This is a genomic window from Acinetobacter pengchengensis (genome assembly GCF_982235305.1).
Window position 1 is genome coordinate 1,612,573 of sequence record NZ_CEVATJ010000001.1, and the last position, 12,139, is coordinate 1,624,711.

General features: G+C 40.8%; 13 protein-coding genes. 8 read left to right on the top strand and 5 right to left on the bottom strand.

The annotated features are described in order from the left end of the window. Positions 1–18 precede the first annotated feature (18 nt). Both AC0T5Z_RS07895 and AC0T5Z_RS07900 read right to left on the bottom strand, forming a co-directional pair. The gene (locus AC0T5Z_RS07895; RefSeq protein WP_291337900.1) at positions 19–1,155 is read right to left on the bottom strand and encodes an acyl-CoA dehydrogenase family protein; all 1,137 of its coding nucleotides are present in this window, start codon (positions 1,153–1,155) and stop codon (positions 19–21) included. A gap of 148 nt (positions 1,156–1,303) precedes the next feature. Continuing rightward, a complete protein-coding gene (locus tag AC0T5Z_RS07900) occupies positions 1,304–2,074 on the bottom strand; it encodes a 3-hydroxyacyl-CoA dehydrogenase (RefSeq protein ID WP_435337223.1) in 771 nt (256 codons plus the stop codon). Between the two features lie 142 nt (positions 2,075–2,216). Here AC0T5Z_RS07900 and AC0T5Z_RS07905 point away from each other — a divergent pair, with 142 nt between their 5' ends. The 3 genes from AC0T5Z_RS07905 (at position 2,217) to AC0T5Z_RS07915 (ending at position 4,966) form a co-directional block, all read left to right on the top strand. After that, entirely contained in the window at positions 2,217–3,242 is a 1,026-nt protein-coding gene (locus tag AC0T5Z_RS07905) for an AraC family transcriptional regulator (RefSeq protein ID WP_435337222.1), read from the top strand. A 259-nt stretch (positions 3,243–3,501) separates the two neighbouring features. Then, on the top strand, positions 3,502–3,852 hold the full coding sequence (locus tag AC0T5Z_RS07910) for a hypothetical protein (protein ID WP_435337221.1): 351 nt from the start codon (positions 3,502–3,504) through the stop codon (positions 3,850–3,852). A 202-nt stretch (positions 3,853–4,054) separates the two neighbouring features. Next, on the top strand, positions 4,055–4,966 hold the full coding sequence (locus tag AC0T5Z_RS07915) for a bestrophin family protein (RefSeq protein WP_435337220.1): 912 nt from the start codon (positions 4,055–4,057) through the stop codon (positions 4,964–4,966). Positions 4,967–5,080: 114 nt separating this feature from the next. Here the strand turns inward: AC0T5Z_RS07915 and prmC are convergent, their stop codons facing one another. Further along, positions 5,081–5,911, bottom strand: a complete 831-nt coding sequence (gene prmC, locus AC0T5Z_RS07920) for a peptide chain release factor N(5)-glutamine methyltransferase (RefSeq protein WP_435337219.1) — start codon at positions 5,909–5,911, stop codon at positions 5,081–5,083. Then, on the bottom strand, positions 5,911–6,999 hold the full coding sequence (gene prfA / locus AC0T5Z_RS07925; protein WP_435337218.1) for a peptide chain release factor 1: 1,089 nt from the start codon (positions 6,997–6,999) through the stop codon (positions 5,911–5,913). Before prfA ends, prmC begins: the two co-directional genes overlap by 1 nt. 384 nt (positions 7,000–7,383) lie before the next feature. Here prfA and AC0T5Z_RS07930 point away from each other — a divergent pair, with 384 nt between their 5' ends. The 5 genes from AC0T5Z_RS07930 to AC0T5Z_RS07950 all read left to right on the top strand — a co-directional run bounded on the left by AC0T5Z_RS07930 (position 7,384) and on the right by AC0T5Z_RS07950 (position 11,056). Then, complete coding sequence (locus AC0T5Z_RS07930; protein ID WP_180008509.1) at positions 7,384–7,809, top strand: glycine zipper domain-containing protein; 426 nt, start codon at positions 7,384–7,386, stop codon at positions 7,807–7,809. A 248-nt stretch (positions 7,810–8,057) separates the two neighbouring features. Continuing rightward, positions 8,058–8,582: a hypothetical protein gene (locus AC0T5Z_RS07935; RefSeq protein ID WP_435337217.1), complete on the top strand. Its 525-nt coding sequence runs from the start codon at positions 8,058–8,060 to the stop codon at positions 8,580–8,582. Positions 8,583–8,796: 214 nt separating this feature from the next. Beyond that, the gene (locus AC0T5Z_RS07940) at positions 8,797–9,801 is read left to right on the top strand and encodes an LLM class flavin-dependent oxidoreductase (protein WP_291337911.1); all 1,005 of its coding nucleotides are present in this window, start codon (positions 8,797–8,799) and stop codon (positions 9,799–9,801) included. A gap of 72 nt (positions 9,802–9,873) precedes the next feature. Next, entirely contained in the window at positions 9,874–10,308 is a 435-nt protein-coding gene (locus tag AC0T5Z_RS07945) for a hypothetical protein (RefSeq protein WP_435337231.1), read from the top strand. Between the two features lie 193 nt (positions 10,309–10,501). Continuing rightward, positions 10,502–11,056: an NAD(P)/FAD-dependent oxidoreductase gene (locus tag AC0T5Z_RS07950; RefSeq protein WP_435337216.1), complete on the top strand. Its 555-nt coding sequence runs from the start codon at positions 10,502–10,504 to the stop codon at positions 11,054–11,056. Positions 11,057–11,171: 115 nt separating this feature from the next. Here the strand turns inward: AC0T5Z_RS07950 and ppsR are convergent, their stop codons facing one another. Beyond that, complete coding sequence (gene ppsR, locus AC0T5Z_RS07955; protein ID WP_291337916.1) at positions 11,172–12,008, bottom strand: posphoenolpyruvate synthetase regulatory kinase/phosphorylase PpsR; 837 nt, start codon at positions 12,006–12,008, stop codon at positions 11,172–11,174. Positions 12,009–12,139: the final 131 nt, after the last annotated feature.

Here is a 12,139-nt window from a genome sequence, read left to right on the forward strand (position 1 = left end):
AGTGTTGGGTACGCAGCTTTAACGCTTGGTCACTTCACGTGCAATTACCAAACGCTGAATATCGGATGCACCTTCATAAATTTGGCTCACGCGCACATCGCGGTAAATACGTTCAACTGGGAAGTCAGATACATAGCCATATCCGCCATGTATTTGAATCGCATCTGAACAGACACGCTCTGCCATAGTTGAAGCAAAAAGTTTAGCCATAGATGCTTCTTTTAAACACGGCAAGCCTGCGTCTTTAAGACTTGCGGCATGTAAAATAAGCTGTCGTGCTGCTTCAATCTGTGTTGCCATATCAGCCAAACGAAAAGCGACTGCCTGATGTTGCACAATTTCAACCCCAAAGGCTTTGCGTTCATTGGCATAGTCCACGGCTGCATCTAAAGCTGCTCGTGCCATACCCACCGATTGTGCGGCAATGCCAATACGTCCCGATTCCAAATTAGACAGCGCAATTTTGTAACCTTCTCCTTTTTGTCCCAATAAGTTTTCTGCAGGAATACGGCAGTTTTCTAACACAATGGTGGCGGTATCAGAACAATGTTGTCCCATTTTGTCCTCTAAGCGTGCCACGATATAACCTGGGGTGTTCGTCGGAACTAAAAAGCAGGAAATCCCTTTTTTACCCGCAGTTTTGTCCGTGACAGCAAAGACCAAAGCGATATCAGCATATTTACCTGTGGTGATAAACTGTTTGGTGCCATTTAACACCCATACATCGCCATCTTTTTCAGCTTTACATTCAATCGCACTAGCATCGGAGCCGACTTGTGGTTCTGTTAAACAAAAGCAGCCTAACCATTCGCCTGTTGCTAGTTTCGTTAAGTATTTTTGTTTTTGCGCTTCTGTGCCATAGCGTTGTGTAATTCCGCATGGCAATGAATTTTGCACACTCACAATGGTTGAAATTGCGCCATCACCCGCAGCAATTTCTTCTAAGGCTAGAACGAGAGATACATAATCTAAACCTGCACCGCCCCATTCTTCTGCAACGGTCATGCCTAATGCGCCTAGTTCACCGAGTTCTTTTAACTCTTTTGCAGGAAATTCTGCAGTTTTGTCACGTGCCGCTGCAGTAGGTTTTAGCTTTTCCTGAGCATAACTGCGCAGCATATCCTGAATCATTTTTTGTTCATGGCTTAAAATCATGGTGACCCTCTGTGTATATGGTAAATGTTGTTTTTGTCAGGAATGCGCGCAACACCCTTGTTATATATTGCTGCAACGTTTCATATCAAATTTTCAATGCTTAAACGTGTTTACTTAGGCTATTGGTTGAGTGCAGCATCGTCACTGCTTACTTCGGCTGCATACGAATTGCACCATCCAAACGAATCACTTCACCGTTTAAATAGCCATTTTCAAAAATATGTCCTACCAATTGCGCAAATTCTTCAGGCTTTGCCAAACGTGGTGGAAATGGCACCATTTGCCCTAAAGCATCTTGTACTTGCTGTGGCAATGCTTTCAGCATTGGGGTTTCCATAATACCGGGGGCAATCGTCATGACCCGAATGGCTTCACGTGCCAGTTCACGCGCCAAAGGCAATGTCATCCCCACAATTGCGCCTTTTGATGCAGAATACGCACTTTGTCCAATTTGCCCATCAAATGCAGCAACAGAAGCAGTATTCACAATCACGCCACGTTCTTCTTCATCGGCGGCTAAGTCATATTTCGACATAAGTTGTGCCGCAAAACGGATCATATTAAAACTGCCCGTGACATTAATATTCAGCACTTTTTGGAACATCGCCAAATCATGCAAACCATCACGCCCCAAGACTTTTGCAGATGGTGCAATGCCTGCACAATTCACCAAACCATTTAACTGTCCGTATTTTTGCTCAATATGATTAAAAAGCTGCTGTACTTGGTTTTCATCGGTCACATCTACAGCTATAAACTCTGCATTTTCGCCCAATTGCTGTTGAAGTTGCTGCCCAAGCTCTTGATTCATATCAACCAAAATGACTTTTGCACCTTGCGCAACTAAATGTTGTGCAGTCGCAGCGCCTAAACCCGATGCACCACCCGTGACCACACAGACTTTTCCTTGAATTTTCATTTTATTTTCCTTATAAATTTTCAGTTTGAAACAACTTAAGAAGCAGATTAATCACACTCAAGCTAGAGTACAATTTCCAAACCCTGCATCGACTATGATGTATTTGAACACTCAACTTGTAAATGGAATACCGCGCCACCCCATGAATGCAACTCAGCTCGCTTACAGCAAAGGTACTATTTCAATTGCTTTAGTCCATGAAGCTTTGCAGGCTGCACAGCAACGCGGTATGGATACGCATACGATTTTGCAGACGGCGGGTATTCCCGTAGAGCTGTTACATTCCAACAAAGCGCGGGTGTCAATTCTGCAATATGGACAATTGTGGATTGCACTGGCAGATGCCATGGATGATGAATTTTTTGGCATGGACAGCCATGCGATGCGTCGTGGCAGTTATCAGCTCTTGTCGAAATGGGTGTACCAAGCGGAACATTTAAAGGCTGCATTACAGGACATTTTAAATTTCTTTAATTTAATATTGGATGATTTTTCAGGTGAATTAAACGTAGATAGCGAGTATGCAATCTTAACCATTCACGATAAATATCAAGTGAAACCAATGTTTAGTTATGCCACTTATTTAATGCTGATTCATAGCTTAATGTGCTGGCTGACAGGACAACGTATCGCTATTTTAAACATGCAACTCAAATGTGCTGCCCCTCAGGATGATGCTGATTATCGTGTCCGTTTCTGTGATCAAATTGAATATGCATGTACTGCGCATAAAATTTATTTTGAGGCGAAACATCTTGATTTAAAAATCAAACAGGATAAAAAAAGCTGGAAACGCTTTTTAAAACAAACGCCTTTTAACCTTTTAGTGCGTTATAAAAACCCGCATGCACTGAGTCATAAAATTCGCAAACAATTAATGCGATTGCCGCCAAGCGAATGGTTAGAATTGAACGAATTAACCAAACACTTCAATATGTCTGAAGCGACGTTCCAACGACATTTAAAGCAGGAAGGCACTAGTTATCAGCAATTAAAAAATGAGATACGTCGAGATACGGCAATTGAATTATTGAGCAAAACCCAACAATCACTTCAGGAAATTAGCGATCAATTAAATTTCCATGATCCTAGTGCTTTTCATCGTGCTTTTAAAAAATGGACAGGCGTCAATCCTAGTGCATATCGACAATATACTGAAAACTCATAACTGAAAGATCATAATTACATGTATTGTCACCTACTACCAACACACTATTTTATGTATTTTACAAACAACTTAATGATAAAAGAAAACTCATCGCTGTGATTTCAAGGTTTGGCAGTGAACTGAACGTTCATCGGCGCAGCATTGCCAAAGAATTAAATATAGTTTACTTTTCAATCAATTTATAGCATAAGTTTTATGCAATTCGGCTGTCATACTCCCCTGTAATATTAAATGTACGAGCATCTTTGGAGATTTCCCCATGCTTAAGATGATAGATGTACTTGAACACAATCTAGTTCAAAATTTCTCTCACTCCCTCAACCAAGCTTCTGACCAATTAGATGAATTACTCAATCAAAGTATTCTAAATACCTCAGAAGAACAGTTACGCAATGTCATGTCTGCATTTTTCAAACGTGAAGATGCACTTGAAGCAGCGCAAGCCCTAGATATTTGCCAAGAAGATTTACAATCTTTACAAGCTGGTTTAGCACTCAAAGATGAACACCTGTGCGATACTGCTAAAATTGTTGCGCTATGCCTAGCTTTGGAAACAGACAGTTTGGCACAAGTTGAAATTCCTGACTGTTTGCTAGATTATCCGATGTAAACTAATATTTTAAGCATTTAATTGCTGTAAGTATTTAAAAAGTGATGTCTTGATGGCATCACTTTTTTATTGTCGCTGCAATAATGAATAAGAAAAATTGACTTTACGCCGCTTGCTGCTTTTTAAATCAAAAGCTGGTTGTCAACTTGCCAAGTGTTGTTTGTCTATGAAACACTAAGGGTGGATTTAAGGATGGATCAAGATGATTATTCGCAATAAAAACAACAGCCTTTCTCTCCTGTTTGCATGGTATGGGACAATTTTGCCCACGGTCTTACCTGCACTTGCAATTGTGGTCATCCTTTCTACGCTCTTAGTGTATTTGTCTTCTCACCACTTTTTTCAAGTGCCTAGCGTACCTGCTATTGGCTTTACTATTTTCGGGATCATTTTGTCGATTTTCCTCAGTTTTAGAAATAACGCTAGTTATGAACGTTGGTGGGAAGGTCGAAAATTATGGGGAACGTTAATTGCAACATCACGGCATATATCTCGTGACTCATATGTATTGCCAGCTCAGCAACGTCGAGTTTTGATGTATCGGGTCATGCTATTTTGCAATTTATTGCGCAACCGTTTACGCAATCAAAACCAACCCATCGATTTCTACCAAAATAAAGTTAATCTCACACCTGCAGATTATGAAACATTATTTCCTCATATTAATGCCCCACAGTTTATATTGGAAAGTGTTCAAAAAGAGTTAGTCAGCGCACTTAAAACAGGTGAAATTTCCGACATTATTTATCAAGGCTTAAATCAACACATTGTTGAATTAGGTAATGTGCAAGCAGGTTGTGATCGAATTCTCAGCACCCCCTTGCCTTTTTCTTATTCGGTTCTGTTACATCGCACTGTGTATTGCTTCTGCTTTATTTTGCCTTTTAGTTTAGAAGCCAGTTTAGGAATCTGGACACCCATTTTAGTGGGTTTAATTGCCTATTTATTCTTAGGTTTAGATGCACTCAGCGAACAACTTGAAGAACCTTTTGGCTTGCAAGACAATGATTTGCCACTCAACTCTATGGTGCGTTTAATTGAACGAGAAATGCTTAGCTCACTTGGCGAAGAACTACCGCCTGCAATTTTGGCAGTGAAAGGCAACCTAAGCTGACATCAGTTGAGTTGAGGTTCATAAATTAGTCTTCCACCTAGACTCTGCTAGTCATTGGTCTATGTTTGTGAGCAGAGAAATAGATCTCATAATTTTTTAGCTGATTATAAAGTATCAGCCAGTAAGCCATTGTGCCAAAGTCACCCTATCATTGCCTGCATAATCTTTGACTGTACGAATTTCAGAAAAACCGTGTTCTGCAAAAATCGCTTGCACGGCTAAAGCTTGGTCATAGCCATGCTCTAGTGCAATCCAGCCATTTGCTTTCAGCCAGTGCTTACCCTGCGAAATAATCTGCACAATATCTGCCAAACCCTGATCTGCCGCTACCAAAGCACGTTCAGGCTCTGCTGCCAAAGCAGGCATGTGAGCATCATTAGCATCTATATACGGTGGATTAGAGACGATCAAATCAAAACGTGGCTCAACTTCAGAACCTAATGCCTCAAACCATGCACCACAGGCAAATTGCACCTGATTTAAAGCATATTTACTTGCATTTTCTTGGGCAACTGTAAGCGTTGGCGGGTAAATATCGGTTGCTGTGACTTGCCAATCTGGACGTTCAGATGCCAAAGCCAAAGCGACTGCCCCTGTACCTGTGCCTAAATCGACAATTACAGCATGACGTTGTAATGACAAAGCCAATACAGATTCGACCAAAACCTCAGTGTCAGGGCGTGGCACCAAAGTATCGTGCGTGACTTTTAAATCCAGTGTCCAAAAAGGCTGTGAACCTGTGATATACGCCAAAGGCTCGCCTGCTGCTATACGTACCAAAGCCTGCACATACATCTGCTCTTGCGCGGCACTCAATTCCTGATCTACACGGTATTTTAATTCAAGCGCACTCAGTCCTAAAAAATGCTCTAGCAACCAAATATTTTCTTGACGCTCGTAACTATCGACTTCACCACGTAGTGCCAAGGCTTGTGCAATATTCATTAGCCACCGTTTTGCTGTGCAAGCATCGCCAACTGATCTGCCTGATATTCACGATGTAGACTATCTAACAATTCAGTTAAATCGCCATCCATCACCGCATCCAACTTATATAAAGTCAGGTTAATTCGATGATCTGTTATACGTCCTTGCGGATAGTTATAGGTACGAATACGCTCAGAACGGTCACCCGAACCCACCAAATCTCGACGCATTTCCGAAGTCGCTGCATCTGCTGCTGCACGTTTGGCATTTTCCAAACGCGATGCCAACAACGCCATCGCTTTAGCTTTGTTTTTATGCTGTGAACGCTCTTCCTGACATTCCACCACAGTACCCGTCGGAATGTGGGTAATACGCACTGCAGAGTCAGTTTTGTTGACGTGCTGACCACCTGCACCAGACGCGCGATAGGTGTCAATTCGTAAATCGGCAGGATTAATATCTACCGTAGTATCTACATCCACTTCAGGTAAAATTGCAACGGTACATGCAGATGTATGCACACGACCTTGCGATTCAGTCGCAGGAACACGTTGCACCCGATGCGCACCACTTTCAAACTTCAAACGGCCATATACACCTTCGCCATTCACCAAGCAAATGACTTCTTTATATCCGCCGTGTTCGCCTTCATTTTCAGATAAAATTTCGATTCTCCAGCCCTGACTCTCTGCATATTTGCTATACATGCGGAATAAGTCGCCCGAAAAAATCGCGGCTTCATCGCCACCTGTCCCTGCGCGAATCTCCAAATAAGCCGAGTTGGCATCATTCGGGTCTTTGGGAATCATTAAAATATTTAAGTCAGCTTCAAGTTGCTGAATCAGCGCTTTATTGTCTTTAATTTCTTCTTGCGCCATTTCATTAAAATCAGGATCAGACAACATCGCTTCAGCTGTTTCAATATCGGCTTCGGCTTGTCTGTATTGCGACCACACTGCCGTAATTTCTTCTAAATCACTGTGTTCACGTGATAATTGACGAAAACGCTTGTTATCTGAAATCACTTCGACATCTGCCAACAAAGCAGTCAACTCTTCATGCCGGTCAGAAAGCTGATCTAATCGTAAACGTAACGATTCTTTCATTGTATAAAATATCTCAATGTAAAGGCTGTTTCATGCAACACGCAGCACAGCGTAATAAAAATTGCGCATAGTTTACCGATTCTGCCTCTCAAATAACATCATTATTACGTCTGTACAATGTTTGAAATACTCATCCGCTCAGTTCGAATAGCCTTTCTACATTATGCTGTTGTGTGCTATGGCCAATTTATGGTTCAAAAAATGCTGCGGGTTACGCTCTTTTTTGGACATTTTTTTAGCAATATTAATCAAACTCATACAAAGCCCACACCAAAGCACACTAATCTCGTCTGCGCTCTCCACATTTTAAACCTGGCACTTTGTTAAATTGAGCCCATCAAAATTGATCACAAATAAGTCCTATAAATGGACATGGAGTTCAACATGAAACTTAATGCAATGTTAATGACTGCAGCTTTAGCCACAGCGTCAATGCTCAGTGCCAACGTCTATGCAGACAATACCACGCGCGTTGCCGCAGCCAGTGCTTTAGGCAGTGTTGCAGGTACAGCAATTGGTAAAAATATGGGCGGTACTACTGGAGCAACACTAGGTGCTGCATTAGGCGGTGCAGGTGGTGCAGCTGTGGCGAGTAATAAACGTCATCGTACTGAATCTGCAATTGGTGGTGCTTTGGGTGGCGGTGCGGGTTATACCGTAGGTAAAAATATGGGCGGCACTAATGGCGGATATATTGGTTCAGCTTTAGGTGCAGCCGGTGGTGCCGCACTCGGCAATAAAATCTCAAAAGATAAAGAATATGACCGTTACCAAGAACGTAAATGGAAGAAAAAACGCAACCGTCGTTAATCTTGAATAATAGATATAGCCTGCTATAGATCAGCAAAAAAAGCATCAACACAGATTTGATGCTTTTTTTATAAATTTTTTTTTATATCCACTCAAACCCATTCATAATCAATATGAAGAAATTTAGCAGTTCAATTACAAAATCTTTACCAAACATAGCAAATTGACCTCATTACCCTTCACGATCTTTGCCATCTGGTTCTATATATTCATTACATAGCATATCGATAAATATTTGGAGCATCCGCATGAAACTTAATCGTGTTTTATTGGGCAGTGTTATCGCAAGTTCTGCCTTGCTTATGGGTACTGCACATGCCAACGATACGCGTGTTGCTGTAAGCTCCGCCTTGGGCGGTGCTGTCGGCGCTGCGATTGGTCAGCAAATGGGCGGACAAACTGGCGCGATAATTGGTTCAGCCATTGGTGGTGCAGGCGGTGCAGCAGCTTCTGCCAACAAACGTGATCGTAATGGTGCCATGATTGGTGCTGCTTTAGGTGGTGCTGGTGGATACAGTGTCGGACGCAATATGTCAGGCAGCAGTGGTGGCTATATCGGTGCAGGACTCGGTTCCGCAGGTGGGGCTGTATTAGGTCAAAAAGTTAGCGAAGACCGTCGTGATGACCGCTATGACAACAAACGCTACGATGATCGTTATGACCGCCGCTATGATAGCCGTGGATATCGTTACAATGACTACCGTTATAATGACCGTTATCGCAAAGACAATGGCTTACATTTAGGTCATTATAAAAATGGTAAACGACATTAATAACTCGCGATACTTTTAACTTCTTCAGCACCTCCGGGTGCTTTTAATTTACTGGTAGCTTTCTTAGATAAATATCAAAGCATGCTTTTTATATGCATGTCATACACTTTTAATGGCAATATCCCATGACGCACACATATATCGAAAATATTCGATATACAAAACCAGTGCAACATCGTATGATAAAACTCTCTTTATCAAGCTGGAATAAATGATGCGTTCCTTGCAAGACACAAAATTTGCCATTCTTGAGCTCGCACCTGTACGTGATGATCAGTCAGTACAGTTTTCGCTGCATCATGCACTTGAATTAGCACAACACGCAGAACAACTCGGCTATGACCGTTTTTGGTTGGCAGAACATCATAATATGGATGGCATTGCCAGCTCGGCAACAGCTGTGCTTTTGGGTTATTTATTAGCAAATACGCAAAAAATTAAACTCGGTTCTGGTGGTATTATGCTCCCCAACCACGCACCGTTAGTGGTCGCTGAACAGTTTGGAACTTTAGCGACTTTATATCCTAATCGTATTGAACTTGGTTTAGGTCGTGCACCAGGCACAGATCAAGTTACTATGCGCGCGCTGCGTCGTGGTCGCCAGGAAACTGAAGATCAATTTCCGCAAGATGTTTTAGAAATTCTTCATTATTTTAAAGACGCTGAACCACAACAACGTATTGTGGCAACCCCAGGTCAAGGTACTCATGTTCCTGTATGGTTGCTCGGTTCAAGTTTATTTAGCGCACAGCTAGCCGCAAAATTAGGACTACCCTACTCATTTGCCTCGCACTTTGCCCCGCGTATGCTTGGTCAAGCTATTCAATTATATCGGGATAATTTTGAGCCTTCGGAATATTTAGAACGACCTTATGTGTCTATGGGTGTGCCCACCGTGGTTGCAGATACCGACCAAGAAGCAGAATTTTTGGCAACGAGCGCTTATCAGCGTGTTTTAGGTTTAATGCGTGGACAAAGCCTAAAACTCAAAGCTCCAGTTAAAAGTATGGATGGCTTATGGTCGCCTGCAGAAAAAATGTCAGTCGATAGTTTTTATGGCATGGCACAAATTGGCTCTAAGGCGACTGTCAAAGCAGGATTGGAAAACTTATTGGCAAAGTATGATGTCGATGAGTTTATTTTTACCTGCGACATCTATGACACAGAAAAACGCTTACACAACTTTGATTTGCTCATGCAAATGAAGAAAAATATTTAATTGATTCAACACACCTTACAGCCATATCATGGTCTGTAAGGTAACTAAATTCAAAGGATATTATTGGATCATATGTTAATTTTTAAACAGAAGCTTCTACCAGTTTTCTTTGGCACTTTGTTCACAGTGCTAGGCTGTAATGCATCATTTAATAATAAAACAGAAATTATCATACCAAAACTACAATATTCAGGTCATGGGAGTAATGCAAGCTACAGCGAAGCAGTCATTACCCTTGAAGGAAAATGCTTGTATTTCACAGCAAACCAGACGAATTTTCTTCCTATTTTTGCGACTCAACCAGCTTACTGGGATTCGAGAAATGATGTATTAGTCGTAGATAATAAAACGTATAAAAATGGCGATAGAGTTGCCTATGGTGCGGGTGAAGCCGCTAATATTGATTTAGATTCATATTCATGGATCATAAAACCAAACTCCGCTTGTGTTAAAAATAATGCTATTATTATCAACAAATTAATACCCCCCTTACCAACTTTTGACTAAGAGTGTAAATAATTATAATTACAAAAAATTTGTATTTTCTTGTTTTCTTCCCCTCTTAAATCTCAGTCGAATTAATTTTCAATCTTTAGGAATGACTGGCTCGCCTGCACAAAAGACTTTACCAAACAGTATTGCCCCAACAAAATAGAGCAAATGTTCTAATTTATAAAATGAATAAATCAAGAGATTCAGCATGGTCAGTCCTAAACACGACGTTCATAGACACGCTTTTCAAAACTGTTTGACAGATTTTCAAGAGTTCCAAGGCGAATGTATTCCTGCAACTGAAATCAAACAACATGATTTCACGGGTTTACGCGTTGCAGTTATTGGCACAAATCAGGACAGCGTGGCACAACTCGACAGAATTTGTCAGCAGGCAACATCTGTTCAAGTCTTTCAAATTGCACCGCATTTTGTCCTGCCAAGTACTGAGCGTGGTATCCATCGTCTAATTAGCCACCCTTTGGTGTTTAAAAATAGACGTTTGTTTAATAACCGCGTCAAAAATATTTTGGCTTTGCGCTTTTTAGATGCTCAAGTCAAAAACACCTGGCTCAAACGTCAACTCACACCAAACATTGCTGATACCCAGCAACACTATTTCAAATCTGATCATTATTATTTAGCTTTACAACGTGAAAATTGCCATTTGATTACTTGGCCAATTGTCAAAGTCTGCGCGAATAGTGTGCATAGTATTGATGGACAAGAACATATAATTGATACCATTATCACTACATTTTAAGTCACACTAAAAGCATTATCATTTAAATAAATAGCAGCTTGATTTTTATTCTATTTAAATCCAATAAAAAAGAGCCAAAATAAAAATTTTGACTCTTTTAATACATATAGTTTCATTAACCAATACGACGTTTTAAACCTGTCATTTGTAAAACACGTGTGGAAATTTCTTCAATCGACATTTCTGAAACATTTAAATATTTAATCCCTTCTGAAATATAAATACCCTCAATCGCACGCAATTCCATTTGACATTGATTAAAACTTGCATAACGACTATTGGCTTTACGTTCAGAACGAATCGCCACAAGGCGTTCAGCATCAATCATCAAGCCAAATAACTTATGTTTATGCGGCTTTAAGACAGCTGGCAAACGGTTGTCATCTAGATCTTCTTCAGTGAGTGGATAGTTCGCCACACGAATCCCGAACTGTAAAGAAAGGTAGATGGAAGTCGGTGTTTTACCTGAACGCGACACCCCAATCAGAATCAGATCGGCCTTGTCGTAATGACGTGTACGTGCGCCATCATCGTTATCTAAGGCAAAATGCACCGCATCAATACGTGCCTTGTAAGATTCAGAATCTGTTACGGCATGCGTCTGTCCAACTAAAGTGGTTGGCGGTGTTCCTAGCTCTTCAGAAAGCTTACTAATTAAGCCTTCAAATACATCTAAATTAATCGCTTTGGCGGTGTTAATTATGTCACGCACATCTTGGTCAACCAAGGTATCAAACACCAAAGGTAATTGACCATCAATTTGTGCTCTGGCATTAATCTCTGCCACTACATTCATAGCCGCTTCTTCAGACGTAATATAAGGATGAATATGAATATTAAAGTCCACATTTGGAAATTGCGCTAAGAGTGAATGTCCAAGGGTTTCAGCCGTAATTGCAGTTCCATCGGAAATAAAAAAAACACTCCGCTTAATTTGTTTACCATCTGACATTAAAATTCTCCTTAAACATTTGTCTTAGTGCTATATAATCTTTATAGTAAACCGATCTTACATGACTGTCGCTTAGTAAAACCAAATTGCTAAGTAGATTTATTATAATTTCATGACAAGATAGTGATTAA

Excerpts from the sequence above, each read along its gene's own strand:
- AC0T5Z_RS07895 (WP_291337900.1), bottom strand. The coding sequence starts at position 1,155 with ATGATTTTAAGCCATGAACAAAAAATGATTCAGGATATGCTGCGCAGT.
- AC0T5Z_RS07900 (WP_435337223.1), bottom strand. The coding sequence starts at position 2,074 with ATGAAAATTCAAGGAAAAGTCTGTGTGGTCACGGGTGGTGCATCGGGT.
- AC0T5Z_RS07905 (WP_435337222.1), top strand. The coding sequence starts at position 2,217 with ATGAATGCAACTCAGCTCGCTTACAGCAAAGGTACTATTTCAATTGCT.
- AC0T5Z_RS07910 (WP_435337221.1), top strand. The coding sequence starts at position 3,502 with ATGCTTAAGATGATAGATGTACTTGAACACAATCTAGTTCAAAATTTC.
- AC0T5Z_RS07915 (WP_435337220.1), top strand. The coding sequence starts at position 4,055 with ATGATTATTCGCAATAAAAACAACAGCCTTTCTCTCCTGTTTGCATGG.
- prmC (WP_435337219.1), bottom strand. The coding sequence starts at position 5,911 with ATGAATATTGCACAAGCCTTGGCACTACGTGGTGAAGTCGATAGTTAC.
- prfA (WP_435337218.1), bottom strand. The coding sequence starts at position 6,999 with ATGAAAGAATCGTTACGTTTACGATTAGATCAGCTTTCTGACCGGCAT.
- AC0T5Z_RS07930 (WP_180008509.1), top strand. The coding sequence starts at position 7,384 with ATGAAACTTAATGCAATGTTAATGACTGCAGCTTTAGCCACAGCGTCA.
- AC0T5Z_RS07935 (WP_435337217.1), top strand. The coding sequence starts at position 8,058 with ATGAAACTTAATCGTGTTTTATTGGGCAGTGTTATCGCAAGTTCTGCC.
- AC0T5Z_RS07940 (WP_291337911.1), top strand. The coding sequence starts at position 8,797 with ATGCGTTCCTTGCAAGACACAAAATTTGCCATTCTTGAGCTCGCACCT.
- AC0T5Z_RS07945 (WP_435337231.1), top strand. The coding sequence starts at position 9,874 with ATGTTAATTTTTAAACAGAAGCTTCTACCAGTTTTCTTTGGCACTTTG.
- AC0T5Z_RS07950 (WP_435337216.1), top strand. The coding sequence starts at position 10,502 with ATGGTCAGTCCTAAACACGACGTTCATAGACACGCTTTTCAAAACTGT.
- ppsR (WP_291337916.1), bottom strand. The coding sequence starts at position 12,008 with ATGTCAGATGGTAAACAAATTAAGCGGAGTGTTTTTTTTATTTCCGAT.